The organism is Silvimonas amylolytica, assembly GCF_014645555.1.
In the GTDB taxonomy this organism is placed as follows: Bacteria; Pseudomonadota; Gammaproteobacteria; order Burkholderiales; family Chitinibacteraceae; genus Silvimonas; species Silvimonas amylolytica.
In genome coordinates, this window is sequence record NZ_BMLY01000003.1 from 469,502 (window position 1) to 492,624 (window position 23,123).

A 23,123-nucleotide genomic window follows, 5' to 3' on the forward strand; every position below is an offset into this window, starting at 1 on the left:
CCCCCACATGGAGTTGACCGGGATCAGGTGTTTTGCCTACGACAACTGACGTAAAAGGTATAGGCCGGTGACAGCTAGTCGCTGTCAGGAAACAGCTGAACGTGCGATGCGGTGTATAAGAAATTGATACGCCAGGATGCGTGACTTGATAAAGCAGAACGCTTCAAAATCCGCGTAACGGCAGGGGAGGCTCGTCCATGAGCGCTACTTGTTCCCTGAGTTCCAGAACGCGATCTTGCCAGTAGCGCTGGGTGTTGAACCACGGGAACGCGGCGGGAAAGGCCGGGTCTTCCCAGCGCTGGGCCAGCCAGGCGCTGTAATGCAGCAAGCGCAGCGTGCGCAGGGCTTCAACCAGATGCAGTTCTCGCGCATTGAAATCTGCAAAGGCTTCGTAGCCTTCCATGATGGCGGACAGTTGTACCGTCATGTCTGCGCGCTCGCCCGATAACATCATCCACAGATCCTGAATGGCAGGACCGCTGCGGCAATCATCAAAATCAACAAAGTGCGGGCCGTCATCGGTCCACAGAATGTTGCCGGCGTGGCAGTCGCCATGCAGGCGGATGCTGCCGACATCGCCCGCGCGCTCGTAACAGCGTTGCACGCCTTCCAGTGCCTGCGCGCTCACGCTTTCCCAGGCTTCACGCAGGTCTGCGGGGATAAACCCGTTTTCCAGCAAAAAGCGGCGTGGTTCGACACCAAAGGTTTGCGGATTAATGGCCGGGCGCAGCTGGAAGGGCGCGCGGGTTCCGACGCTATGAATGCGACCCATGAATCGGCCCAGCCATTCCAGCGTATCCAGATTGTCCAGTTCTGGCGCACGACCGCCACGGCGGGGAAACAGGGCGAAACGGTAACCTTCAAAAGTGTGCAACGTGGCGTTGTTGATCGTCAGTGGCGGCACGACCGGAATTTCTGCTGCGGCCAACTCGGCCGTGTAGGCATGTTCTTCAGCAATGGCGGCATCGTGCCAGCGCGCGGGGCGATAGAACTTGGCCACGATGGGGGTGCTGTCTTCAATACCGATCTGGTAAACGCGGTTTTCGTAGCTGTTGAGCGCCAGCAGGCGGCCGTCGGTACGCAAGCCAGTGGCATCAATGGCGTTAAGGACACAGTCGGGCGTGAGCCCGGCGAAAGGGGGAGTGGCTTGTGTTTCGGTCATGCCCGACATGATGCCAGCGCGCCGCTTTTGCCGCGAGCAACTTGCGGCAGGAGGCGGTTTGACGGCATGCTGATGGCGTTGCCGATCCGGATCAAACTCTTTTCGCGGCACTGGCCGCATGATCCGGAAGTCCGAATCATCCAAAAGACCAAAGCCATGACCAAAAGCATCATTTCAGATATGGACGGCGTGATTTACCGGGGCAAAGCCTTGATCCCGGGCGCCAACGATTTCGTACAGCGCTTGCTCAAAAGCAATGTGCCGTTCCTGTTTTTGACCAACAACGCGGAACAAACTCCGCTGGATCTGAAGCTGAAACTGGAACATCTGGGTATCAAGGGCCTGACAGAAGACAACTTCATCACCAGCGCCATGGCGACTGCCATGTTCTTGAAAAACCAGAAAGAAAACGCGACGGTGTACGTCGTGGGTGGCGGTGGTCTGATCAACGAACTCTATAACGTCGGGTTCTCGATTTCTGAATCCAATCCGGATTACGTCGTGGTCGGTAAAACCACCAGTTTGTCTTACGAGCAACTCAAAAAAGCCGTGCGCCTGATTGATGGTGGTGCCAAGTTTATCGGTACCAATCCGGACATGATCGACCCGGTGGAAGGCGGCAATGAACCCGCTGCCGGCACCATCCTGGCTGCGATCGCCGCGGCGACCGGCAAGACGCCGTACATTGTCGGCAAGCCTAATGCGCTGATGATGACGTTGGCCACCCGCAAGCTGGGGGTCCATCCGGATGACGCCGTGATGATTGGTGACCGCATGGACACTGATATTGTCGGCGGTATGGAAGCCGGCATGACCACCGTGCTGGTGCTCTCAGGTGTCAGCACCAAAGAGTCGATCAAGGCCTTCCCGTACAAGCCGGACCATATCTTCAACAACGTGGGCGAGATTGATCCAGCCGTGCTGTAATTTCCATCGGCGCGCAGTGTTGCCTGAAAAACCCGATCAATCGATCGGGTTTTTTTATGTGCTGGCGTGCCCGCGTGGGTTCCGGCGCTATCGCAATCATGGTAAAACGCGGCAAGAACGCGCTGATCCAGCGTGCAGCTTGTCCCAGGAATACGTCTGGCGTGCGCCCGCACGCCATCTCCGGCCAGACCCGGCCAGCAAGGAACCCCCATGACCCAATGGATTGATGTAAGAAGCGATACCGTGACCCAACCTACGCCCGCCATGCGCGAGGCGATGGCTAGCGCCGTGGTGGGCGACGATGTATACGGTGACGACCCAACCGTCGCTGCTCTGGAAAAACGCGCGGCCGACGTGCTGGGCAAAGACGCCGCCTTGTTCGTGCCGTCTGGCACGTTTGGTAATCAACTGGCGCTGTTCACGCATTGTGATCAAGGCGATGAAGTCATCGCCGGTGAGGACAGCCATATTGTGTGGCATGAAGTCGGTGCCGCTTCGGTGATTGCCGGCGTGAATCTGCGGCCCATTCCCGCACCACGCGGAGTGCTGGCACCGAATGAAATCCGCCGCCGTATTCGTCCTGAGGGTGATATCCACCTGCCGCGCACCCGTTTGCTGTGCCTGGAAAACGCGTATTCCAGCGGTCAGGTTGTGTCGGTGGCCGATAGCGCCGCCGCATGGGAAGTCGCGCAGGAAGCCGGGCTCAAGGTTCACCTTGATGGTGCGCGCATTTTCAACGCCGCCGCAGCGCTGGATGTGCCAGCGCGTGAGATCGCCCGCTTTGCTGACAGCGTGATGTTCTGTCTGTCCAAAGGCCTGGCCGCACCGGTCGGTTCGATGTTGGTCGGCGAGCGTGATTTTATCGAGATCGCGCGCAAGAAGCGCAAGCTCATGGGCGGTGGCTTGCGTCAGGCCGGCGTGCTGGCTGCACCGGGGCTGATTGCCATTGACGAGATGTCGCAGCGTCTGGCCGAAGATCACGCAAACGCGCGTTTGCTGGCGCAGCATTTGTCGGAAATTCGCGGGATCGAGATCAATCAGGATGCCCTGGATATCAATATGGTCTGGTTCCATCTGAGCGCGTCCATCAGTGTGGATGCATTGATGGCTGGCTTGCAGGCGCGCGGTATCAAAGCCAATCCGCCGGAACAAGGGCTGATGCGTCTGGTCACACATTGGCAAGTCGGCAAAACCGAGGTCGCCCGGATTGCTGACGCCTTTGAAGCATTGCTGGCCGACTGAACCTCACGCGCCGACAGTCCGCCCGTCCTTGGGGAGTGTCGGCGTGACATGCTGTACTGGAGCAGGACGCCGTTTGCCGCAAAGGTAGACCAGGGCGGCCACACCGCCCGCTTCAGGAGTACCGCATGGAAGAAGAACTGTCAGCCGATCGCAATGCCTTTCAGCAACTGGCGCCGCTGCAGGCGGCGTTACGCCATGCCGGATTGCCGCCTTTGTGGGCGCGGAGTGATCTGGCGGTGGAATTGCTGGCCGAAGGCGGATCGCTGACACACATGGTGTCGCGGCTGGCCACAGTATTTGGTGGTAACAGCGTCGAAGGTGCGGTCTACCGGCTTTCTGCGCATGACACCGCCTTGCGTCGCATGGTGGCGCTCCTTCACAAGCAGCATGCAGGCCAGCTATCTGGCGATGAGTCGCGTGAACTGGAAGAATGCCGCCGTATGGTCAACGATGAGATGAGTTCTGGCGGATGATCCCTCCGCCGGCGGCCAGCCTGCCGCAATGCTGTTACAACATGCAGGATCACCCGGTTTTTTGCCAAGGAGTACAGTGATGAGTATGACACTGCTAGACCTGGATAAAGTCCGCAACCAGCTGGATGTCTGGGAAATCGAAATCAATGAAGAGTTGCACGATCCGTCCACAGACGAATTCCAGCATGAAATGCGTACCCGGCACGGCACGCAGATCAAGGCCTGGATCAAAGAGCTGGAGCACGAGCGGGATCACTTGCAAACCAGAGAGACCAAGCCCAACGGACACGCCAACGGCCGTGCCGAGGGCGACCTGACACCACCGCGATTACGCCACGGTGCTGATGCAGAAACGGTGGCGCGTATTTATTCCGCAATGGGATATTTGCGCAGTGAAATCGGCCCGGGTTGACCGGGGCAGGAGCCACAACAAAATGGCCGCTTGTTGCGGCCATTTTGTTGACTGGTGATATACGCTCAGGCGACGGGCCAGCCCGCGCGACGCAATGCCTTGCCCATCAGCCATGCCGGGCCAATCAGTAGATAGGACAAATCGGTAAAGAAAGAGGGGCGTCGCCCTTCAATGGCATGCCCGACAAACTGGCCCAGCCAGGCCAGAATGAACAGCGACATCGCTAGCATGAATGCGGCTTGCCCACCGAGTGCAACCAGCGCAGCGCGCGCAACCAGCGCGTTGAGTGCGAGCCACAGCAACATGGCAAAACCAAGTCGTGCCGAGAGTTGGGTATAAAACCCCAACGCCGCAGCGGCGGAGAGCAAAGCCCAGAAACCGTCAATCCCGGTGGGTGAGGGCACCAGCCATAACCACATCATCACGCACCACAAGATCACTGGCACACAGATCCAGTGAATCGTCTGGTTGGTGGCATTGCGATGATCGCTGCTGTAGGCATCGAACCACTGGTTGGCCGTGCGCATAAGGCGAGGTGTCCTGATGTTTTCGGGATGATCAGAAAAGTGTAGGCAGGGCCGGCGGCGCTGCCTATGCGCAGTGCAGCACGACTGCGTTTGAAACGACAGCCGTGCCTGAAGCGGGTGCCTGCGGCTTAGAACAGGACGAAGAACCCGTCCAGAAAATACAACACGCCAATCAAGCCGATGGGCAGTGCGGTGAGCCAAAGCGCCTTGCGCTTGAACAAGCCGGCAATGGATGACACCAGGATGGCCACCTGCAGGAAGATCACCGCCAGGCCAAATGGTTTGCCATGACGCTGGGCATCATCACGCTGGGCTTCCAGTGCGCGGGCAGAGGCCTGAATGTTGTCTTTTTCTTCAGAGTATTGCTTGACCTTGGCGTCGTAATCCGCAATGCGGCTGGCGTAGGCGGTCGCGGCCTTGCTGTCGGCGGGCAATGCATCGTGCTGCAGGACCAGGTTGTCGCGCTGCACCTGATACAGGTTGAGCTTCACGCCTTTGGCCTGATAGTAGGCCCATTGGTCAGAGGCCTGCGCCTGGCTGATGACGCTGCGGGTGGAGTAACCGCCGCCCTTGAAGGTCGAGAGGGTCGCACACACGGCCAGAATGACGGTGGTCAGGGCCAGATAATTCAGCCATGGGTCTTTCTTTTCTTCGCTCATGATTTGTATCTCGGTCGAATCTGTGTTCGTTTTTGTTGAACGGGGCAAACTTCGCGGCAGATTCTGGCGAGGGTGTGGCGTTCTGACTGTAACGAGGTGTTGCAGGCGTGATCCGGACGACAAAGGGCGCCGCAGCGCCCTTGGGTGATTGGGGCAAACGCGTGTCAGAATTCGCGAAAAGCCTTGTGGCAGGCGCTGCAACTGTCTTCCATGGCAGAAAACTGCGGACGGATTTTGTCAGCGTCACCCGTGGCGGCGACATCCTTGAGCTTGGTCACGCTATCGAGCAGTTTGTCCTGCGCGGCGTGAAACTCTTGCGGGTGGCTCCAGACGCTGGCTTTGGCATCGGTCTTGCTGTGGTCATTCTGGTCTGGCGTGACAAACAAAGGCCAGGGCTGTTGCGCGAGTTGTTGCAGTTTGTCGGCATTTAACTGAAATGCTTTGGCGTCCCACGTTTTGGCCCCTTTGAGCATGTCACGCATGCTTTGGCTGGTTCTCAGCATCTCTTTGAAGACCTGTTTGCGCTTATAGACGGGGGAGTTCGGGTCTTCATGCGAACAAGCGGTGAACAGTAGGGTGATCAGCATGCAGACGCCCGTCATACGGGCTAATGAGGACTTTGTCATGATTCCCTGGTCAGGCAGATCATTGAAAATGGCGGAACAGGCTGGCGCGATGGACGCGCCACCACTGCCGCCAGGGCCGCAATTGACGGCGGGCCCAGCGGCGCCATCGTGCCACAAAGAGGTAACCGCGCCGATAGATACGCACGGTGCGCAATACGGGTCGGCAGGCCCGTTCGACGACAGCCACCGAACCGAATTCGAGTGATTTGAGCGTGACATACAATGCCGCAGAGGCCAGCCAGTGCCCCTTGGCCAGCAAATACACGCAGATCAGTCGCGGCGGGTTGGTGAGTGCGACTGGAATGGTAAAACACAACATGGCCTGAAACGGTGTGCGCGCGCGCAACCAGCGCATGACACCAGCGCCCCAGCGACGCCATACGGGCCAGGCCAGCAGTAATTCTGCGCCGCGCCGCAAATGCAGCCATAGCCAGCTTTGCAAAGCCAGCAACAGGGCAAACGGCAGCACCCACCAGCGACGTTGGCCAGGACGGGCGCTCATGCGATAAAACGGATAAATGCCTGCATGCCTGCATATTAAACCGGGTCCACGGCACTGGCGCGGAGGACTGCAAGCGCGGCCAAAAGAAAACGGCACACCGGCAAAAGCCGGGCACCGTTCCAGTCAAAATGAAGCCAAGGGGATTGCACCGGTTTAACGCCTTATCGAACATGCCCGATGACACGGTGCACAAAAAAAGCGGATCAGCGCATGCTGACGTGTCCACCGGAAACAAGGGCCGGCCGTTGTGTCGACACGCTTGTTATTTGCCGGTCGCAAACAAGCGGTAGAGAGCGCAACAGGGAGACAACAAGATGGATCTGGACGTATCGGTAGAAACGGGTGAGAAACACCTCAACCAGTGGGTTGGTATGGCCGTGTTGGCGTTTTCGGTCATCCTGGGTATTGCCAAAATCAAGGACGACAATATCGTGCAGGCAATGCAACTCTCAAAAATGCAGGCGGTAGACACCTGGAACCAGTACCAGGCGACCAAACTCAAGCTTCATCTTCTTGCAAACACTGATCTGCTACTATCTGCCCTTTTGCCCAGCGCCAAAGCCTCCACCGCGCACGCGCAGCTTGCCGGAGAGGTCGTGCATTATCAGGCGGAGTTGCCGCAACTGAAGGCCAGCGCAGAAAGCCAGGATGCGGGCTACAACAAACTGAACTATCGTGACGACCAGTTTGACCTTGCCGATGCCTTGCTCAGCATTGCCATGGCGCTGGCCGGTATCACGGCATTGACACGGTTGCGCTGGATGCTGATGGTCAGTGTGGCATTCGGGGCGGTGGGTACACTCTTTGTGCTGGCAGGTTTTAATGGCTGGCAGTTGCACCCGGACTGGATTGTCAATCTTTTGAGTTGATCGGCCGTCGCCGGGGCGACAGGTAACAAGGCCGGCTTTGCCGGACTGCATCAAGACAAGGCTTATAACAATGATGAATCTGAACCGCTTTCAGTACCTGCCGCGCCAGGTGGTCGAAACTGGCAATCGCTGGGACTGGGCGCTTTTGCCGCTGGTGCTGTCCGCTTTGGTATTGCTGGGCTACGGCGCCTCGCAAATGGCCACGCCTTATCAGGTCGGCCAGCCGCTGCCGATCTCGTTGAACCCGGAATACCTGCCGTATTACCTGTTGCGCACTATCTTGCGCATGTTCATTGCCATGGGCGCATCGCTGGTATTTGCCTGCGTCTTTGCTGCATTGGCGGCCAAGGTACGCGCCGCAGAAAAAGTCCTGGTGCCGATGCTGGACATCCTCCAGTCCATCCCGATTCTGGGCTTTTTGTCGATCACCGTGACGGGTTTTATCGCGCTGTTTCCAGGCAATTTGCTTGGCGTGGAGTGCGCGGCTATTTTCGCCATTTTTACGTCGCAAGCCTGGAATATGGCGTTCAGCCTGTACCAGTCGCTCAAAACCGTACCGACTGAACTGCAAGAAGCCGCACGGGTGTTCCAGATGTCCGGCTGGCACCGGTTCTGGCGTCTTGAATTGCCGTTTGCCATGCCTGGCTTGTTGTGGAACATGATGATGTCCATGTCCGGCGGCTGGTTCTTTGTGGTGGCCTCCGAGGCGATTTCGGTTTCGAACCAGGATATCAAACTGCCGGGCATGGGTTCTTATATTGCCGAAGCCATTCAGGCGCAGAATCTGCACGCCATCGGCTGGGCCATTCTGGCCATGCTGATCGGTATCTTGTTATATGACCAGTTGTTCTTCCGCCCGCTGCTGGCCTGGGCAGACAAGTTCCGTTTTGAAGAAAGCAGCGGTGGCACTGCGCAATCATCATGGTTGCTGACCTGGCTGCGCCGGACTGACCGGATGCAAGGCTCGGTACGCTGGTTGCTTGCCTTGATTGATCGCAGTTTCAAGTACTTTCGCAAGAAGTACGACGGCACATCGATTATGGCGCGGACTTCGGCCCGCAATCAGACTGCGGAACGTGTGTTTGATGCGGTGATTGCCGCGCTCACCATGTTCGCCATTTACCGGTTGGGGCACTTCATCCTGAGCGAAGTTGGCCTGGGTGAAGTGGGTCATGTGTTCTTGCTGGGTATTTACACGTTGATTCGCGTGATGGTGCTGATTGCACTGGCGGCGCTCGTGTGGGTACCCATCGGGGTGTGGATTGGCATGAATCCGCGCTGGGCTGATCGGCTGCAGGCGGTTGCGCAGTTTCTGGCGGCGTTTCCGGCCAATCTGGTGTTTCCGCTGGCTGTTGTGATCATCGTCAAACTTCATCTGCATCCGGATATCTGGCTATCGCCGCTGATCATCCTGGGGACGCAGTGGTACATCCTCTTTAACGTGATTGCGGGCGCTTCCAGCATTCCGACAGAACTGCGCTACGCCGCGCGCAACCTGGGCCTGACCGGCTGGCTGAAGTGGAAACGCTACATGTTGCCGGCGGTGTTTCCCAGCTTTGTGACCGGCGCCATTACCGCCAGCGGTGGATCGTGGAACGCCAGCATCGTGGCTGAATATGTCACTTGGGGTAACACCACGCTGGAGGCGCATGGCCTGGGCAGTTACATCGCCCATATGACGGCGATTGGTGACTTCCCGCGCATTGCCCTGGGGATTGGTGTGATGTGTATTTTCGTGATGAGCCTGAACCATTTCCTGTGGCGTCGCTTGTATCGCATCGCCGAAGAACGCATGCATTTCTGATGCCTTTGCCGGGCATCCGGTTTCAAACCAAACCAACAATATCGCTGCAACACCCCACGCCGCACGGCTGGCGTAGAGGAGAAAACAAATGGCAAATGCATTGATCGAAATGAAAGGTGTCGGCAAGTCTTTCCGCTCTGCGGATGGCTCGCAACGGGCTGTGCTCGAGGACGTGGATTTCACCCTGCATGAAGGGGAAATCGTCGCACTGTTGGGCCAGTCGGGTTCGGGCAAATCGACACTGTTGCGTCTGATGGCAGGGTTGATCTCTGCCGACAAGGGCGATGTGAACTACCGCGGCCAACCGGTGTACGGCCCGACGCGTGGCGTGTCGATGGTGTTTCAATCGTTTGCGTTGTTCCCGTGGCTGACTGTACAGCAGAACGTGGAACTGGGTCTGGAAGCACGCGGCGTGGGTCTGGAAGAGCGTGAAAAGCGGGCTGAAGAAGCCATCGAACTGATTGGCCTTTCCGGTTTCAACGGCGCCTTGCCGCGCGAATTGTCCGGCGGTATGCGCCAGCGCGTCGGCATCGCCCGTGCACTGGTGGTCGAGCCCGATATCTTGCTGATGGATGAAGCGTTCTCTGCGCTCGACGTGCTGACCGGTGAGCAACTGCGCGACGACATGCTGGAACTGTGGGAAAGCAAACAGACGCCTATGAAAGGCATTCTGGTGGTGTCGCACAATATTGAAGAAGCCGTGCTCATGGCTGATCGTGTGTTGATTTTCGCCAGCGATCCGGGCCGTGTTCGCGCTGAGCTGCGCATTTCTTTGCCGCGCCCGCGTAATCCGGAAAGCGTCGAAGTCCGCAGCCTGATCGATGAGGTCTATGCGCTGATGACAGCCCGTGCCCGCGCTGGCCGCGCGACGGACACGCACGAATTGCCGCTGGCCTACCGCCTGCCGGAAGCCGACGTCAGCCGTATGGAAAGCCTGCTGGAACTCTTGTCCGAGCCGCCATTCAATGGCCGTGCCGACCTCCCGGCGCTGGGTGAAGAAACAGAACTGACCGACGACGAATTGCTGCCGTTGGCCGAAGCGCTCCAGCTCTTGGGGCTGGCGCAAGTGGCACATGGCGATATCGCCATCACGCCGCTGGGCCATCGTTATGTGCAGGCAGAAAACACCATGCGCCAGGAAATCTTTGGCCAGCAGCTGCTCACGCACGTTCCGCTGGCTGCGCATATCCGTCACAGTCTGGAGCAAACCGAGTCGGGCGAATTGCCAGAACAGGCCTTCCTCAAACTGTTGCGCGAGTCGCTGGATCAGGAAGAAGCGGAACGCGTGTTGCAGGTTGCCATTGAATGGGGTCGTTATGGTGAAGTGTATGAGTACGGTTTCCACACCGGCCTGATCGCGTTGCCAGAGCCGGACGACGACGAAGAAGAAAAAACCGAAACACCCGCGGAGTCTTGATTGCAAAGACCGGATTACCCCGCCGATACCCCCCGCCTGACCGAAAACACCCGGCAGGCTGTGGCAGCACGGACCTCCTGGGTGAGCGCGTGGGTCAACATTGTGCTGTCAGCTGCGCAGATCGTGATGGGTGTCTTCGCGCACTCGCAAGGTTTGATCGCAGATGGTCTGCATTCGCTGTCTGACCTGATTGCGGACTTTGTGGTGTTGCTGGCCAACAAGCACAGCCACAAAGCGGCGGACGAAGATCACCAGTACGGTCATGCGCGCTTTGAGAACGCGGCATCGCTGGCGCTGGGCGTGATTCTGCTGATCGTGGCGGCCGGGATGCTGTGGGGCGCGGTCGGCAAAATCCAGAACCACGAGAATATTGCCCGTGTGCACGCCACTGCGCTGTGGGTAGCGGTGATTGCCATCGTCGCCAAGGAATCGCTGTTCCGTTACATGCTGCGTGAAGCCAAGCGCGTCAATTCATCCATGCTGATCGCCAACGCCTGGCACGCCCGCTCTGACGCGGCGTCATCCGTCGTGGTGTTGATTGGCGTTGCGGGTAACCTGGCCGGTTTTCCGGTGCTGGACCCGTTGGCCGCGCTGATCGTGGCGTTTGTCGTCGGCCGTATGGGCTGGTCCTTCAGTTGGGATGCACTGAACGACCTGATGGACCGCGCGCTGCCGGTAGATGACGTTCGCAAGATTCAGGACGCATTGCGGTCTACACCGGGTGTGCTGGATGTACACGATTTGCGTACGCGCAAGATGGGCGATATGGCGCTGGTCGACGCCCATCTGGAAGTCGCACCGCGCATTAGCGTCAGTGAAGGGCATCATGTGGCCGTGCGGGCGCGGCAGGCCGTGCTGGCCCATTTCCCGGTGCTGGATGTGCAGATTCATATCGATCCGCGCGAAACGGTGGCATCGACTGCGCCTGACTTACCCTCCCGAGAGCAGGTGCTTGATCTCTTGACCAGCGCGTTGCCGGAGCTGGGTGCGCAGCAGTGGGACATCACCCTGCATTATCTGGACGGACGCCTCAATATCGCCGTGCAGTTAGAGCCCGCCGCGCCAGCGATCAATGACTTTGCCGTACGGGCATTTCTCTCTGCCCGGTTGGCCGTGCCGGTGGATCTGTCGATCTGGCGACGCGAGTTGCCAGCGTAGCCAGCGCTTGATCTGGCTTGATCGGATCGAAAACTCGCTTTCTGCAGGTCTATGCTGAATCTTCAGTACCGGAGACATCAGCATGGCCGAATTACATATCGCTGATTTGCCCGCTGCAATCCGCGAAGCGAAACGCGTGTTACGCCAGAAGCTGCCGCAATATCACGCGGTGTTTCTGGAGGTTGAAAGCGAAATGCGCCGCCAGGTCGCCGCGATCACCGCCGAGCGAGAGCGAGGGCAGTCGGTGATCCCTGAGCTGGCGTTCAGCGACATTGCTGCTGGCACGGTAGACCCGGCCAGGGTCGCGCAGATCAAGGCGCGGGGCGCCTGTGTCATCCGCCGCGTTTTCAGCCCGGACCAGGCCAGCGCCTGGAATGATGATCTGGCCCGATACGTTGACAGCAACGGCTTCGAAGCGCGACTGGCGCACCGGGCTGAAGACAAATACTTTGGTGAGCTGGCATCTGGCAAACCGCAAATCTACGGCATTTACTGGTCCGGCCCGCAGGTTGCGGCGCGCCAGTCTGAAGCATTGACGCATGCCCGCGTATTCTTGAACCGCTTATGGCTCACCGAGAGTGAAGGTCGCCAGCATTTCGATCCCGAGCAGGTGCCGGTGTATGCCGATAGGGTGCGGCGGCGGCCGCCAGGGTCGGCGTCATTGGGGTTGTCGGCACACTGTGATGGCGGGTCGGTCGAGCGCTGGCTGGATGAAGCGTTCCGGCAAGTCTACCGGCATGTCTTTAATGGCGACTGGCGCCGCTATGACCCGTTTGATGCGGCCTGGCGCACACAAGTCAACGAGATCCCGTCGCCCGCCGTATGTTCCATGTTCCGCACGTTTCAAGGCTGGACGGCGCTCACCGCGCAAGGGCCAGGGGATGGCACTCTGCAGTTGATACCCATATCCAATGCGATGGTTTATGTTTTGCTGCGTGCGTTGCAGGACGATGTGCCAGACGATGATCTGTGTGGCGCGTTGCCTGGCAGGGCACTGTCGCTGACCAGCCAATGGCACGGTGTGCTGCAGCCCGCTTTGTCCAGCATTCCGCTCATGCAGCCCGGTGACACGGTGTTCTGGCACAGCGATGTGATTCATGCGGTAGAAGACGAACACAAAGGATCAGGCTGGAGCAACGTGATGTATATCGCCGCCACGCCCGGTTGCGCCAAGAACGACGCCTATCTGGCGCGGCAATTGCCAGCGTTTCTGGCAGGAAAAAGTCCGCCGGATTTTCCGGCGGACCATTTTGAGGTTGATTTCACCGGCCGCGCGACTGCGAACGCGCTGACCGGGATCGGCCGCAGACAGATGGGCCTGGAAGACTAAACCTCAGATTTTCAGGCGTTCCACAACCTTGCCATTCGCAAGATGGGATTCAACGATCTCATTGATGTCTTCTTCATCGACATAACGATACCAGGTGCCTTCCGGGTAAATGACCATGACGGGACCGTCATCACAGCGATCCAGACAGCCCGCTTTGTTGATGCGAACCTTGCCCTGACCATTGAGTTTGAGCGCCTTGACGCGGTCTTTGGCATAGGCCTGCATATTGGCCGCTCCGCAATCGTTGCAAGAGGTTTCGCCCGGGCCGCGTTGATTGGTACAGAAGAAAACGTGGTATTTGAAATAGCTCATGACGTGATCCTGTGGCTATGGACGCTTATTGCTGCGTCACCGGCGCAATATGCGCCGTCACAAAAAAGGGCAGTTCACCGATCCGGTCCGGCTGGACCGTTTCAACGATGCGCACATCGTTGACCTGGCATTCGACCATCAACTGACGCACAAAATCCACCACCTGTTCGGTGCGATCCAGTGGTGCCAGCGGCCAGACAAAGCCTTCCCAGCGTTCGCCGTCTTCCAGCCCACAGAACGTGATGCGGATTTCGCCAGACTCATGCGCGGCCAGCGTGATCACCGGGCTGCGACCGGCAGTACGGATGCTGCGCAGTGCATTGCTGGTGGCCACCTGGAGTTGGGTCTCCAGTTGGGTTACGCGACCGTTCTCCTGAGCGGCTAGCCAGGTTTGTGGCACACGCGGAATGGTAAACAGGGTCACGCCCCCGGTTTGCAACTGCTTGCCCAGTTCTTGCGCCAGCGGCACGCCCCAGGCGCCCACCTGGCCACCGATCTTCACTGCTGGCAACGCATCTTTGCGCTGGATGGCCACGCCAAACAGATAACGAACAAACACGCCTTCATCTTTGAGCGGTACCGGCGCGTCCTGGAACGTCACTGGCAAACCGCCACTGGCGTATTGCAATTGATCGCGCCAGCGCGAGATCTGGGCGGGGTTAACCTGAGCCATTTGCTCTGGGTGCGCCAGTTGGGACGACAGCCAGACATCTGCATCTGTGGCGAAAATGTCATGCTTTTTGAGTATTTCGCGCACGGCATCCACATCAGCCAAACGGCCGGGCAGATTGGTTTGTCCTTTGACTCCGGCAACCAGAATTAAGGGGATGGCAAAGGGCACGGCCCATTGCTGGCTGTAAGAATCTGGCTTTTCGGCGGCCGAGCGCAGGGTGTCCCACAATATGCTGTAAGCATTTTCCGACGGTGCTTGAGTCAGCGCAGCGTTCAAAGCCGCGTGGTCATTGGCTTGCAACAATTCGCACACCAGCGTGTAAAGGGTTTCTCTTTTAGCCTTGACCGCATCTGCCTCGCGTTCGGTCAAGAGCGACATCAGGGCGCGAATTACCGGATTGGCGGCATTCACGCGTGGGTACATTCTGGGGTCGGGCAGGGTCATGAGGGTGTCTGGCAAAAAGTTAAAATTATACGCTTTTGTACGTAACAACTGGGGTTGCAAGATCGTAATTCCAGACCCTTGAATTGTTTGACAATCCCCAATGATTTCGATAAATTTGAAGGCCTGTTGGGATGCAGCAGCTGCGTCTTGATAGTTTCTCCTTTGTAGATGTTGTTGGTGGACCCGGGGTTAAATGTCCCCGGGTTTTTTTTCGCCTGGAGTTTCCAATCCATGTCTGATGCCGTGTTGATCGACCAGAACATGCTGGCCCAATTGAGCGTAGAAGCCGCTGCCGCGCCGCGTTTGCGCAAAAACCGCAACTTCCATGAGCACAATGAAGATCTGTGTCATCGCATGCTCAACGCCCTGCAGCCGGGGACTTATGTCCAGCCGCACTGTCACCTGGATGCGACAAAGGAAGAATCGATCATTGCTTTGAGCGGTCGTCTGGGCTGCCTTGTTTTTGACAAAACCGGTAAGGTTGTTCAGGCGTGCGAATTGGTGCCGGGTGGTCAGAATGTGGGTATCAACATCCCTGCCGGGACATTCCACAGCCTTGTGGCGCTAGAGCCCAACTCTGTGTTTTTTGAGAGTAAACAGGGCCCGTACACGCCGATCTCTGCCGCCGAAAAAGCACCGTGGGCGCCTGCAGAAGGAGAGTCCTCCTGTGCGGACTACCTTTCATTCATGCTGCAGCATTTTACGGGCAAGGCCGTTTGAAACGCAGACACCGGATCAAGCGCGTTCGGTAAAACCGGTACTGTTTTCTGAGGCTGTGGCTGTGATATCCAGACGGGTGACGTGGGCTGTGGGTGGGCCGTGACTCGCCCAGTCGGTGAGTTCGTCCACCAGATCTTCAGTGCCTTCAACGTGGATTTCCACCGTGCCATCATGCCGGTTGCGCACCCAGCCGTTTACGCCTAGCCGTTTGGCCTCCAGACATGTGGCAAAACGGAACCCCACTCCCTGCACGCGACCGTGCACCAGCAAGCGTTTGGCAACCATGCGGTATTCCCCCCGGCTTGTGAAATCAGTGCAGATGCCCGCCAAACAGACCCAGCACACCGATCACGATCAGATAGATCGCCACGATCAGATTCAGCAGCCGCGGCATGATCAGGATAAGAATGCCCGCAATCAGTGAGACCAGCGGGCCCAGATAGAACTGGATATTCATGGACTTGTTCCTTGAGTGTCGTGGATTTTTTATAAGTGACCCGAAACGCGGCAGCAAGTGGGCTGTTGCAAAACAGGGCACGGGAGACCACCATACTTGTAATGCAAGATACCTTGTCGTATAAAGCAACCACGCAAGCGGCGTCGTTGGCCGCAGGGGGATCAACCAGCCTATGAAGACTCAACTCAAAAAGGGTGCGCTGGACATGTGTGTGCTGGCAGTGCTGGCGCAAGGGGATAGTTACGCCTGGGCTATCGTGAACCAGCTTTCATCCAGCATGGAAATCAGCGATGGCACCATCTACCCGTTAATGCGGCGTCTGCAGGACGAAAACTGGGTCTCGACGTACCTGGTCGAGTCCAGCTCTGGTCCGTCGCGCAAATACTACCGCCTGACCGACACGGGGTTGGCCAGCCTCAAGGAAATGCGGCAGGAATGGGATGAGTTTGTGGCCGAAGTGCACGGCGTATTGAACGGAATACATACCGGGGGAGCGCGGTAATGAATCAGAAAACGTTTTTGCTGCGACTGCGGGCTGGCCTTGGGCATCTGCCGCCCAAAGAGGTCGACGAGATCGTTGGCGATTACGAGGAATTTTTCCGTGATGGCCTGGCGGAAGGACATACCGAAGAAGAAATCGCCGAGAGGCTGGGTGATCCGGAGCGCATTGCCAAAGAATTGCACGCCCGTACCAGCCTGCAGAACTGGGAAGATCGCAAGTCATTTCGCACCTTGTGGCAGGTTGTATTGGCGTATGCAGGTCTGGGTGCGCTCAATTTTGTGCTCGCCATTCCACTATTGATCTGGCTGCTTTTGCTGACTGCAGGGTTCATGACGTCGGGCGCCGTGCTATTGGGGGGCGTTATCTGCACCATTCTTGGTGTCACGCAGTGGGCTTTCGACTGGCCGGCCGGCGATGAAGTCAGTGTGGTGCACTCGCACGCACAGGGCGCCGCGTCGGGCACTGCGCGAATCTCCATTAACGACAATGGCGTAGAGATCGTTGGCAAGGATGCCAAAGCGGTCAAAGACGCCATTGAACAGCACAAGCAGCAAGGAGACTCGGTCGAGATCACCGCCAATAAAGAAACCGGCGAGACCGAAATCAATATCCATGGTGGTGAGGGCAACGTGCATATCAGCACGCATCGGGGCAAAAAACACGTCGCCAGCGCCGTGGATGCCGACATCAAGGCAGCTGCAGCGGATGTGGCCGCCGCTCAGGCGGAGCTGGATGCCGCCGCAGATGAAGGTGACAAGGGCCGCGCCGCCGGGCAACTTGAAGCCGCCAAAGCCCGTGAACAAGCTGCCATTGCCCGTGCTGAAGCTAACCGGATTCGTGATGGCGTAAGTGGCCCGTCGCAAGTGGTGACGACGGAGAACGTCCATATCGTCAAGGATGGCCTCAAGAAAGAAGTCGAAGTAAATGACGACGATGAGGGTGATGCAGACAGCGATAACGCGGGCGAGAAAGTAGTGAAGCGGGTTTTGCATACTGGCGGCGATGGCAGTGACAAATTGCTGCCGATTGGTCTGTTCTTGCTGGCATTTGGGGCCATCGTGCTGTTGTTGACGCTGGCGCTGGCCCGATGGACGGCCCGCACGGTTAGCCGCTTTGTACGGTACCAGCTTGATTTACTGGGTGTTGGCAAGCAGGAAGAAAACCGCGCCTGATCGGTTGATCCTCCAGATAGAAGCGGCGCAATGCGCCGCTTCTTCTATATACAACCTTGTGCTCGCAGGCCGGAATTGATGCTGTTAGAATTCCGGCCTTCGCAAGGTGCCTGCCAGGTTGGCAGGTGAAACAGGGAATCAGGTGCGTCGTGCCTTGGTGCACAACCAGTCCTGAGCTGCCCCCGCAACGGTAAGTCGCAATGAACGCGTTCAACCAGGCCACTGACCTCATCGGGTCGGGAAGGCGAACGTCGGAGCGACAAGCCCGGAGACCGGCCTTGCGAGACGTGCACGCAACGTGCGCAACAAGGCGGAAGGCGCGGGGTGCGTCCGGACGGGAAATCGCATGCGGCCAGCTTGCCCCAAAGGCAGGGAACCGGCGCCTGCGACATCACGTGTCTTCCACACAATCATTACAAGCCTGCGTGGGGCAGGCATCAGGAAGGCACCATGTCCAAATCCAGTTTCTGTGTGTTGCGGCTGTCGCCGCTTGTTCTGGCGCTCAGCGCCGCCGTAGCGCATGCCGATAACGCCAGCGTTCAGCCCACCATGGTGGTAACCGCAACGCGTATTGCCACCAACCCGGACACCTTGTCGAGCGATGTTTCCGTCCTGACCGGTAGCCAGTTGGCGGCTACCGGCGCGCAAACGCTGGGCGAAGCCCTTGCGACTGTGCCTGGCGTACAGTTCTCCCGCTCTGGCGGCCTGGGCCAGCCGGCCAGTTTGTATATCCGCGGTGCCAACGCCAACCAGACGCTGGTTCTGGTGGATGGTCAGCGCATGGGTACGGCCACCAACGGCGGTACCAATTTTGACCTGATCCCGGTCTCTGCGATTGATCACGTGGAAATCCTGCGTGGCCCGGCCTCCAGCCTGTATGGTTCTGATGCTGTTGGCGGCGTGGTACAGATTTTCACCAAGCGTGGCCAGGGTACAGCACACGTGTGGGCCAATACGGAATATGGTACTGACAGCACCTGGAGCGTTGCGACGGGGCTGTCTGCCGGGCAGGATGACACACGCGTTGCAGTGGGTTTTAGCCACAAGGAAAGCGAAGGCTACAACCTGACCAAGCCATCCAGCACGTTCTACTACGAGCCGGATCGCGATGGTTATCACCAGACCTCCGCCAATTTTGATCTGTCGCACTTCTTTGGCGATGCCAACGAACTGGGCATCCGTGGCTTGTATGTGCAAAGCGATGCCGCGTATGACGCGGGCGGTTTCCCGGCCAACCCGTGGACGCGTGAAACCCAGAGCAATATCTCTGTGTACAGCCGCAACCAGATCACCCAGTCCTGGCAAAGCACGCTCACGGTAGGTATGTCGCAAGATCAGTCGCATGCTGATTCCTGGGACTACAACACGTTCGAGCCCTATACCAGCCGCTTTGATACCCGTCAGAAGCAAGTGAACTGGGACAACCGTATCGACAGCGACTATGGCAAGTGGCTGCTGGCGGCAGAATATCTGAACGAAACCGTGACCAGCACCGCGCAATACGACGTCGATGGTCGTATCAACAAGGCAGTTATCGGTGGCTGGCAAGACGATTTCGGCGCCAATCACTTGCAAGCCAACCTGCGCGTTGAAGATAACTCGCAGTTCGGTCATGAGACGACCGGCAACGTGGGTTACGCCTATCGCTTCAGCAAAGCCTGGCAGTTCACCGCCAACGCCGGCACCAGCTTTCACGCGCCGACGTTCAATGATCTGTACTACGACTGCGGCTACGTATGTTCCAACCCCAACCTGAAGGCAGAGAAGGGGCGCTCGTTCGACGCCGGTCTGCGTTGGGACGCCAGTGGCTGGAGCACCACGCTGGTGGGCTTTGAGAACCGCATCCGGGATCTGATCGTACTGGATGCCAATAACAACTACATTCCGGAAAACCTCAACGAAGGCAAGATCGTCGGCGGTACGCTGACCACGCAAGGCAAGCTGGGTAATCTGGATCTCTCTGGTAGCCTGACTCGCCAGAACCCGTTTGACCACGACACCGGCTTGTTGCTGCCACGCCGTGCCAAGCTGTTTGGTACTGCGTCGATTGGCCAGACTGTGGGTGTCTGGCACTGGGTGGCGGACGCCCAGGGCGCCGGTCAGCGCTTTGACGATGCAGCCAACTCCGATGCCAACGAAATGGGTGGCTACGTGATCTACGGTCTTGGTCTGGATTACACCCTGGCCAAGAACTGGAAAGCCGGCCTGCGTGTAAACAACGTGTTTGATCGTGCCTACGAACTGGTGAAAAACTACAACACCGAAGGCCGCGCGTACTTTGTAAATCTGTCGTATGACGGTGCCGGTTTCTAAGCATTAACCAGGCTGTACACACCCTGCAGCGGCCCGGTTCATTGGCGATCAACCCGCCAGTGACCGGGCCGTTGTTTTGCGGGCACTGGACTATGCTGGTGTAGTAAAGTCCGGTTCGCGGCGCATTTGCTCCCCTCACCACATAACGACAAAAACCATGAAACAACTTCTTCCCTCATTCGATATCCCGGCGCTTGATGGTGGCCTCGTTGCCCGGTTGCAGCACCGGTTCGACCGCAAAACCAAACCGTTGGGCAGCCTTGGGCAACTGGAGGCGCTGGCTGTGCAGTTGGGTGTCATCCAGCAGCGACCTGATCCGCAAATCACCAGACCTGCCATGTTGGTTTTTGCCGCAGACCATGGCCTGGCACGCGCCGGCGTGAGTCCGTATCCCGCAGAAGTCACCCCGCAAATGGTGTTGAACTTCCTGGCGGGTGGTGCGGCGATCAGCGTGCTATGCCGTAGCCACCAGATGGATCTCAAGGTGGTGAACGCTGGCGTCAATGCTGACTTCGCGCCCCATCCATTGCTGATCGATCGCCCCGTTGCCAAAGGCACCGCCAATAGTCTTGAAGCGCCGGCCATGACGCCGGAGCAAGTCCATCAGGCCATTGAAACCGGTGCGCAGATTGTGTATGCGCTGGCCGATGAGGGCGTGACGCTGATTGGTCTGGGCGAGATGGGTATTGGTAATACGTCTGCTGCGGCGTTGCTGATGGCACGTCTGACGGGTGAACCGGTGTCTGCCTGTGCCGGTCGTGGCACCGGGCTGGACGATGCAGGCCTGGCGCGCAAGATTGCCGTGCTCGAACAAGTGCTCGCGCGGCATGCAGATGCACTGGAACCCCTCGAGGCCCTGGCCGCGCTCGGCGGGCTGGAGATTGCCATGCTGGTCGGCGCGATCCTTGCCGCGGCCAGCCGCCGCATCGCCATTCTGGTCGATGGCTTCATTGTGACCTCAGCCGTGCTGGTGGCCAGCAAACTGGCGCCCGGCGTGTTGGGCTACTGTATTTTCAGTCATTGCTCTGGCGAGCAAGGCCACAGGCTCTTGTTGTTGCATCTGGGCGCCAGGCGGCCCTTGCTGGACCTTGGTCTGCGCCTTGGCGAGGGTAGTGGCGCGGCGCTGGCGTTGCCGCTGGTGCGTTCGGCCGTGGATCTGTTGAACCAGATGGCGTCGTTTGACGAGGCAGGTGTCAGTGAACGCAGCGAATAACCCGATCCGCCACTTTTTCTGCGCGCTGGGTTATTTCACACGCATTCCGATCCCCGCCTGGGTCGGCTATTTGCCAGACGATCTGGATCGCGCCGCGCGGTATTTTCCACTGGTTGGTGTACTGATCGGGGTGATCGCCGCGGCGGTTTTCTGGCTCACTCACTGGGTGTTACCAATGCGGGTTGCATTGGTGCTGAGCATGATTGCAACGATCTGGTTAACCGGGGCGTTTCATGAAGATGGTCTGGCGGACGCAGTAGACGGGTTTGGCGGGGGCTATACCCGTGAACGCATGCTGGAGATCATGCATGACTCACGCATTGGCAGCTTTGGCGCAATCGCCTTGATTGCCGGTCTGTTGCTCAAACTGGAAACACTCGCGGCTTTGCCAGTCGCGCAACTGGGCGTGGCCCTGATCGCCGCCCATGGTTTCAGCCGGCTGGTGGCAGTGAGTTTGCTGGCTACGCTGGATTACGTGCGTCCGGCGGGCAAAGCCAAACCCGTCGCCACGCGGCTTGCTGGTAGCGGGTTGTTACTCGCAATCGTGTTCGGTGTGGTGCCCTTGCTGTTGTTGCCACCGCTATGGATAGGCACGGCGCTGCTTGCCGGCATCATGGTGCGTTATGGTGTGGCGGCGTATCTGCGTAAAACGCTGGGTGGTTATACCGGCGATACGCTTGGCATGACCCAGCAACTGGCCGAACTGGCGTGTTATCTGGCATGGTGCGCATGCGTCTTGCGTTAATCCGTCACCTGCCAGTGAAAGATGCGGCGGGCTTGTGTTACGGACGGCTTGATCTGCCTTTGGCGCAGGACGTGTGTGCACGCGATATTGCATGTTTACAGGCTCAGTTGCCTGACGGTGTGCCGGTTTATAGCAGCCCGCTTTCACGCTGCTGGTTACTGGCGCAGGCCATCAGCCCGGTGGCGATGAAAGATACACGGTTGCAGGAACTGGATTTTGGCCAATGGGAAGGTCGATCCTGGCAAGACATTGGGGCTGGCGCGCTGGATAACTGGATTGCTACCGGTTATGACGCAACCCACGGTGGAGAAAGCCTGGTGGTCATGCAGGCGCGGGTCTGGCAGTGGGCAGACGAATGCGCTGCAAAAGGGATAAAGGTCGCGATCGTCGTCACCCACGCGGGTGTGATCAGGGCCCTGTGGTCGCGCTTCCTGCCTTGGGATGACTGCCTTGGGCAGGCCGTCCCGCATGGCGAAGTGCTTTGGCTGACGTGGCCGGATGCGATACCGACCCCATCTTGAAAACCGGACAATTGATGACAACTACATTGCTGCTGGGCGGCGCCCGTTCCGGCAAAAGTGGTCTTGCAGAGCAGATGGCTCACGCGAGTGGCCAGCCCGTTACGGTACTGGTTACTGCAACGGCCACAGACGACGAAATGGCCGCCCGGATTGCACATCATCGGCAGCAGCGCCCGTCGCACTGGCAGACCGTGGAAGCGCGCGAAGTGCTGGCAGAGGGGATTGAACAGCATTGTGTGGCCGGGCAGACGGTCATCGTCGATTGCCTCACGCTGTGGTTATCGCATGCCCTGTTTACAGCGGATGCGCAGTGGGCCGAAGCACCCGCGCCAGTATTGCCCGCCGCATGGCAGGCAGCTCGCAGTCGTCTGCTGGATGCGGTAACTCAGGCGAGTGGCACGCTATTGCTGATCAGTAATGAAGTGGGCCTGGGTGTGGTGCCGCTAGGCGCGGGGACCCGGGCATTTGTGGATGAAGCAGGGCGACTACACCAGGCACTGGCCCGTGTGTGCGACAACGTCGTCTGGGTGGCAGCGGGTTTGCCGCTGGCCATGAAAGGCCAGGTGCCTGCATGCGGCTGACGCACTAAAGACAAAAGGCCGCTTGCGCGGCCTTTTGCGGGCTTGCCAGTCAGCGAGGAGAGCCGACCGGCCGGGTTTTGCCTCTTGCGGACCGCCGCCCCTGGTCAGGGTATGGCCGATCCAGGCTGCAAGCCGGAGTGATTACATTTCCGGCGTGTGCGCTGTCAGGGTGCTCACTGTGTGTTCGCCGGCTTGTGCACCGACCGTAAACCGGGTCAGGCCGTCTGCGACTTGCGCAGCACCGACCACCCCAGCCAGGGTAACGACAACAAAAGTGATATTGGCAAGCTTGTCCATGATGTGTTCTCCGATGCAGTCACTGCTTTTTTGTGCCACTTGTGCTTGTGGCATCCATGGACGTC

At 58.5% G+C, this 23,123-nt stretch carries 27 protein-coding genes and 1 riboswitch; of the genes, 17 read left to right on the top strand and 10 right to left on the bottom strand.

The window, feature by feature from the left end; genetic code table 11:
• Positions 1–163: 163 nt before the first annotated feature.
• Positions 164–1,162 carry a serine/threonine protein kinase gene (locus tag IEX44_RS11880; RefSeq protein ID WP_188693708.1) on the bottom strand — a complete coding sequence of 333 codons (999 nt, stop codon included), beginning with the start codon at positions 1,160–1,162 and terminating at the stop codon, positions 164–166.
• Between the two features lie 156 nt (positions 1,163–1,318).
• Between IEX44_RS11880 and IEX44_RS11885 the strand changes: the two genes are divergently transcribed.
• The 4 genes from IEX44_RS11885 (at position 1,319) to IEX44_RS11900 (ending at position 4,216) form a co-directional block, all read left to right on the top strand.
• Positions 1,319–2,089, top strand: coding sequence for an HAD-IIA family hydrolase (locus IEX44_RS11885; protein WP_188693712.1), 771 nt, complete (start codon positions 1,319–1,321; stop codon positions 2,087–2,089).
• Positions 2,090–2,299: 210 nt separating this feature from the next.
• Positions 2,300–3,331 carry a low-specificity L-threonine aldolase gene (gene ltaE, locus IEX44_RS11890; protein WP_188693715.1) on the top strand — a complete coding sequence of 344 codons (1,032 nt, stop codon included), beginning with the start codon at positions 2,300–2,302 and terminating at the stop codon, positions 3,329–3,331.
• 125 nt (positions 3,332–3,456) lie between these two features.
• The gene (locus IEX44_RS11895; protein ID WP_188693718.1) at positions 3,457–3,804 is read left to right on the top strand and encodes a hypothetical protein; all 348 of its coding nucleotides are present in this window, start codon (positions 3,457–3,459) and stop codon (positions 3,802–3,804) included.
• Positions 3,805–3,883: 79 nt separating this feature from the next.
• Positions 3,884–4,216 (top strand): hypothetical protein, encoded by a 333-nt coding sequence (locus IEX44_RS11900; RefSeq protein ID WP_188693721.1) that lies wholly within the window; start codon positions 3,884–3,886, stop codon positions 4,214–4,216.
• A 65-nt stretch (positions 4,217–4,281) separates the two neighbouring features.
• Here the strand turns inward: IEX44_RS11900 and IEX44_RS11905 are convergent, their stop codons facing one another.
• The 4 genes from IEX44_RS11905 to IEX44_RS11920 all read right to left on the bottom strand — a co-directional run bounded on the left by IEX44_RS11905 (position 4,282) and on the right by IEX44_RS11920 (position 6,530).
• Positions 4,282–4,743 carry an Mpo1 family 2-hydroxy fatty acid dioxygenase gene (locus IEX44_RS11905; RefSeq protein ID WP_188693724.1) on the bottom strand — a complete coding sequence of 154 codons (462 nt, stop codon included), beginning with the start codon at positions 4,741–4,743 and terminating at the stop codon, positions 4,282–4,284.
• A gap of 128 nt (positions 4,744–4,871) precedes the next feature.
• Positions 4,872–5,402 carry a DUF4337 domain-containing protein gene (locus tag IEX44_RS11910; protein ID WP_188693727.1) on the bottom strand — a complete coding sequence of 177 codons (531 nt, stop codon included), beginning with the start codon at positions 5,400–5,402 and terminating at the stop codon, positions 4,872–4,874.
• A gap of 164 nt (positions 5,403–5,566) precedes the next feature.
• Positions 5,567–5,989 carry a c-type cytochrome gene (locus IEX44_RS11915; RefSeq protein ID WP_188693730.1) on the bottom strand — a complete coding sequence of 141 codons (423 nt, stop codon included), beginning with the start codon at positions 5,987–5,989 and terminating at the stop codon, positions 5,567–5,569.
• 58 nt (positions 5,990–6,047) lie between these two features.
• The gene (locus IEX44_RS11920) at positions 6,048–6,530 is read right to left on the bottom strand and encodes a hypothetical protein (RefSeq protein ID WP_188693733.1); all 483 of its coding nucleotides are present in this window, start codon (positions 6,528–6,530) and stop codon (positions 6,048–6,050) included.
• Between the two features lie 314 nt (positions 6,531–6,844).
• Between IEX44_RS11920 and IEX44_RS11925 the strand changes: the two genes are divergently transcribed.
• The 5 genes from IEX44_RS11925 to IEX44_RS11945 all read left to right on the top strand — a co-directional run bounded on the left by IEX44_RS11925 (position 6,845) and on the right by IEX44_RS11945 (position 13,108).
• On the top strand, positions 6,845–7,399 hold the full coding sequence (locus IEX44_RS11925; RefSeq protein ID WP_188693736.1) for a DUF4337 domain-containing protein: 555 nt from the start codon (positions 6,845–6,847) through the stop codon (positions 7,397–7,399).
• A 70-nt stretch (positions 7,400–7,469) separates the two neighbouring features.
• Positions 7,470–9,203, top strand: coding sequence for an ABC transporter permease (locus IEX44_RS11930; protein WP_229679006.1), 1,734 nt, complete (start codon positions 7,470–7,472; stop codon positions 9,201–9,203).
• An 88-nt stretch (positions 9,204–9,291) separates the two neighbouring features.
• Complete coding sequence (locus IEX44_RS11935) at positions 9,292–10,620, top strand: ABC transporter ATP-binding protein (protein ID WP_188693741.1); 1,329 nt, start codon at positions 9,292–9,294, stop codon at positions 10,618–10,620.
• Positions 10,621–11,778 (top strand): cation diffusion facilitator family transporter, encoded by a 1,158-nt coding sequence (locus tag IEX44_RS11940; RefSeq protein WP_229679008.1) that lies wholly within the window; start codon positions 10,621–10,623, stop codon positions 11,776–11,778.
• 82 nt (positions 11,779–11,860) lie between these two features.
• Positions 11,861–13,108: a DUF1479 domain-containing protein gene (locus tag IEX44_RS11945; RefSeq protein WP_188693744.1), complete on the top strand. Its 1,248-nt coding sequence runs from the start codon at positions 11,861–11,863 to the stop codon at positions 13,106–13,108.
• A gap of 3 nt (positions 13,109–13,111) precedes the next feature.
• Here the strand turns inward: IEX44_RS11945 and IEX44_RS11950 are convergent, their stop codons facing one another.
• Positions 13,112–13,420, bottom strand: coding sequence for a (2Fe-2S) ferredoxin domain-containing protein (locus IEX44_RS11950; RefSeq protein WP_188693746.1), 309 nt, complete (start codon positions 13,418–13,420; stop codon positions 13,112–13,114).
• A 25-nt stretch (positions 13,421–13,445) separates the two neighbouring features.
• The gene (locus IEX44_RS11955; protein WP_188693749.1) at positions 13,446–14,537 is read right to left on the bottom strand and encodes a hypothetical protein; all 1,092 of its coding nucleotides are present in this window, start codon (positions 14,535–14,537) and stop codon (positions 13,446–13,448) included.
• Between the two features lie 231 nt (positions 14,538–14,768).
• On the opposite strand from IEX44_RS11955, the gene IEX44_RS11960 reads away from it, so the two are divergent.
• The gene (locus tag IEX44_RS11960; RefSeq protein WP_188693752.1) at positions 14,769–15,257 is read left to right on the top strand and encodes a WbuC family cupin fold metalloprotein; all 489 of its coding nucleotides are present in this window, start codon (positions 14,769–14,771) and stop codon (positions 15,255–15,257) included.
• Positions 15,258–15,272: 15 nt separating this feature from the next.
• Here the strand turns inward: IEX44_RS11960 and IEX44_RS11965 are convergent, their stop codons facing one another.
• Both IEX44_RS11965 and IEX44_RS11970 read right to left on the bottom strand, forming a co-directional pair.
• A complete protein-coding gene (locus IEX44_RS11965) occupies positions 15,273–15,542 on the bottom strand; it encodes an acylphosphatase (protein ID WP_188693755.1) in 270 nt (89 codons plus the stop codon).
• Positions 15,543–15,567: 25 nt separating this feature from the next.
• On the bottom strand, positions 15,568–15,714 hold the full coding sequence (locus tag IEX44_RS11970) for a DUF3096 domain-containing protein (protein WP_188693757.1): 147 nt from the start codon (positions 15,712–15,714) through the stop codon (positions 15,568–15,570).
• A 172-nt stretch (positions 15,715–15,886) separates the two neighbouring features.
• Here IEX44_RS11970 and IEX44_RS11975 point away from each other — a divergent pair, with 172 nt between their 5' ends.
• The 7 genes from IEX44_RS11975 (at position 15,887) to cobU (ending at position 22,761) form a co-directional block, all read left to right on the top strand.
• The gene (locus IEX44_RS11975) at positions 15,887–16,216 is read left to right on the top strand and encodes a PadR family transcriptional regulator (protein WP_188693760.1); all 330 of its coding nucleotides are present in this window, start codon (positions 15,887–15,889) and stop codon (positions 16,214–16,216) included.
• On the top strand, positions 16,216–17,388 hold the full coding sequence (locus tag IEX44_RS11980; RefSeq protein WP_188693763.1) for a DUF1700 domain-containing protein: 1,173 nt from the start codon (positions 16,216–16,218) through the stop codon (positions 17,386–17,388). The genes IEX44_RS11975 and IEX44_RS11980 overlap by 1 nt, the downstream gene beginning before the upstream one ends.
• An 87-nt stretch (positions 17,389–17,475) precedes the next feature.
• Positions 17,476–17,683, top strand: a riboswitch (cobalamin riboswitch).
• A 155-nt stretch (positions 17,684–17,838) separates the two neighbouring features.
• On the top strand, positions 17,839–19,701 hold the full coding sequence (locus IEX44_RS11985) for a TonB-dependent receptor domain-containing protein (RefSeq protein ID WP_188693766.1): 1,863 nt from the start codon (positions 17,839–17,841) through the stop codon (positions 19,699–19,701).
• 157 nt (positions 19,702–19,858) lie between these two features.
• Entirely contained in the window at positions 19,859–20,914 is a 1,056-nt protein-coding gene (gene cobT, locus IEX44_RS11990) for a nicotinate-nucleotide--dimethylbenzimidazole phosphoribosyltransferase (protein WP_188693768.1), read from the top strand.
• Positions 20,898–21,659 (top strand): adenosylcobinamide-GDP ribazoletransferase, encoded by a 762-nt coding sequence (locus IEX44_RS11995; protein ID WP_188693771.1) that lies wholly within the window; start codon positions 20,898–20,900, stop codon positions 21,657–21,659. Before cobT ends, IEX44_RS11995 begins: the two co-directional genes overlap by 17 nt.
• Positions 21,644–22,180 carry a histidine phosphatase family protein gene (locus tag IEX44_RS12000; protein ID WP_188693774.1) on the top strand — a complete coding sequence of 179 codons (537 nt, stop codon included), beginning with the start codon at positions 21,644–21,646 and terminating at the stop codon, positions 22,178–22,180. Before IEX44_RS11995 ends, IEX44_RS12000 begins: the two co-directional genes overlap by 16 nt.
• Positions 22,181–22,194: 14 nt before the next feature.
• On the top strand, positions 22,195–22,761 hold the full coding sequence (cobU, locus tag IEX44_RS12005) for a bifunctional adenosylcobinamide kinase/adenosylcobinamide-phosphate guanylyltransferase (RefSeq protein ID WP_188693777.1): 567 nt from the start codon (positions 22,195–22,197) through the stop codon (positions 22,759–22,761).
• A 141-nt stretch (positions 22,762–22,902) separates the two neighbouring features.
• On the opposite strand, the gene IEX44_RS12010 is transcribed toward cobU, so the two are convergent.
• Positions 22,903–23,058: a hypothetical protein gene (locus tag IEX44_RS12010; RefSeq protein ID WP_188693780.1), complete on the bottom strand. Its 156-nt coding sequence runs from the start codon at positions 23,056–23,058 to the stop codon at positions 22,903–22,905.
• Between the last annotated feature and the right edge of the window lie 65 nt (positions 23,059–23,123).

Excerpts from the sequence above, each read along its gene's own strand:
- IEX44_RS11880 (WP_188693708.1), bottom strand. The coding sequence starts at position 1,162 with ATGACCGAAACACAAGCCACTCCCCCTTTCGCCGGGCTCACGCCCGAC.
- IEX44_RS11885 (WP_188693712.1), top strand. The coding sequence starts at position 1,319 with ATGACCAAAAGCATCATTTCAGATATGGACGGCGTGATTTACCGGGGC.
- ltaE (WP_188693715.1), top strand. The coding sequence starts at position 2,300 with ATGACCCAATGGATTGATGTAAGAAGCGATACCGTGACCCAACCTACG.
- IEX44_RS11895 (WP_188693718.1), top strand. The coding sequence starts at position 3,457 with ATGGAAGAAGAACTGTCAGCCGATCGCAATGCCTTTCAGCAACTGGCG.
- IEX44_RS11900 (WP_188693721.1), top strand. The coding sequence starts at position 3,884 with ATGAGTATGACACTGCTAGACCTGGATAAAGTCCGCAACCAGCTGGAT.
- IEX44_RS11905 (WP_188693724.1), bottom strand. The coding sequence starts at position 4,743 with ATGCGCACGGCCAACCAGTGGTTCGATGCCTACAGCAGCGATCATCGC.
- IEX44_RS11910 (WP_188693727.1), bottom strand. The coding sequence starts at position 5,402 with ATGAGCGAAGAAAAGAAAGACCCATGGCTGAATTATCTGGCCCTGACC.
- IEX44_RS11915 (WP_188693730.1), bottom strand. The coding sequence starts at position 5,989 with ATGCTGATCACCCTACTGTTCACCGCTTGTTCGCATGAAGACCCGAAC.
- IEX44_RS11920 (WP_188693733.1), bottom strand. The coding sequence starts at position 6,530 with ATGAGCGCCCGTCCTGGCCAACGTCGCTGGTGGGTGCTGCCGTTTGCC.
- IEX44_RS11925 (WP_188693736.1), top strand. The coding sequence starts at position 6,845 with ATGGATCTGGACGTATCGGTAGAAACGGGTGAGAAACACCTCAACCAG.
- IEX44_RS11930 (WP_229679006.1), top strand. The coding sequence starts at position 7,470 with ATGATGAATCTGAACCGCTTTCAGTACCTGCCGCGCCAGGTGGTCGAA.
- IEX44_RS11935 (WP_188693741.1), top strand. The coding sequence starts at position 9,292 with ATGGCAAATGCATTGATCGAAATGAAAGGTGTCGGCAAGTCTTTCCGC.
- IEX44_RS11945 (WP_188693744.1), top strand. The coding sequence starts at position 11,861 with ATGGCCGAATTACATATCGCTGATTTGCCCGCTGCAATCCGCGAAGCG.
- IEX44_RS11950 (WP_188693746.1), bottom strand. The coding sequence starts at position 13,420 with ATGAGCTATTTCAAATACCACGTTTTCTTCTGTACCAATCAACGCGGC.
- IEX44_RS11955 (WP_188693749.1), bottom strand. The coding sequence starts at position 14,537 with ATGACCCTGCCCGACCCCAGAATGTACCCACGCGTGAATGCCGCCAAT.
- IEX44_RS11960 (WP_188693752.1), top strand. The coding sequence starts at position 14,769 with ATGTCTGATGCCGTGTTGATCGACCAGAACATGCTGGCCCAATTGAGC.
- IEX44_RS11965 (WP_188693755.1), bottom strand. The coding sequence starts at position 15,542 with ATGGTTGCCAAACGCTTGCTGGTGCACGGTCGCGTGCAGGGAGTGGGG.
- IEX44_RS11970 (WP_188693757.1), bottom strand. The coding sequence starts at position 15,714 with ATGAATATCCAGTTCTATCTGGGCCCGCTGGTCTCACTGATTGCGGGC.
- IEX44_RS11975 (WP_188693760.1), top strand. The coding sequence starts at position 15,887 with ATGAAGACTCAACTCAAAAAGGGTGCGCTGGACATGTGTGTGCTGGCA.
- IEX44_RS11980 (WP_188693763.1), top strand. The coding sequence starts at position 16,216 with ATGAATCAGAAAACGTTTTTGCTGCGACTGCGGGCTGGCCTTGGGCAT.
- IEX44_RS11985 (WP_188693766.1), top strand. The coding sequence starts at position 17,839 with ATGTCCAAATCCAGTTTCTGTGTGTTGCGGCTGTCGCCGCTTGTTCTG.
- cobT (WP_188693768.1), top strand. The coding sequence starts at position 19,859 with ATGAAACAACTTCTTCCCTCATTCGATATCCCGGCGCTTGATGGTGGC.
- IEX44_RS12000 (WP_188693774.1), top strand. The coding sequence starts at position 21,644 with ATGCGTCTTGCGTTAATCCGTCACCTGCCAGTGAAAGATGCGGCGGGC.
- cobU (WP_188693777.1), top strand. The coding sequence starts at position 22,195 with ATGACAACTACATTGCTGCTGGGCGGCGCCCGTTCCGGCAAAAGTGGT.
- IEX44_RS12010 (WP_188693780.1), bottom strand. The coding sequence starts at position 23,058 with ATGGACAAGCTTGCCAATATCACTTTTGTTGTCGTTACCCTGGCTGGG.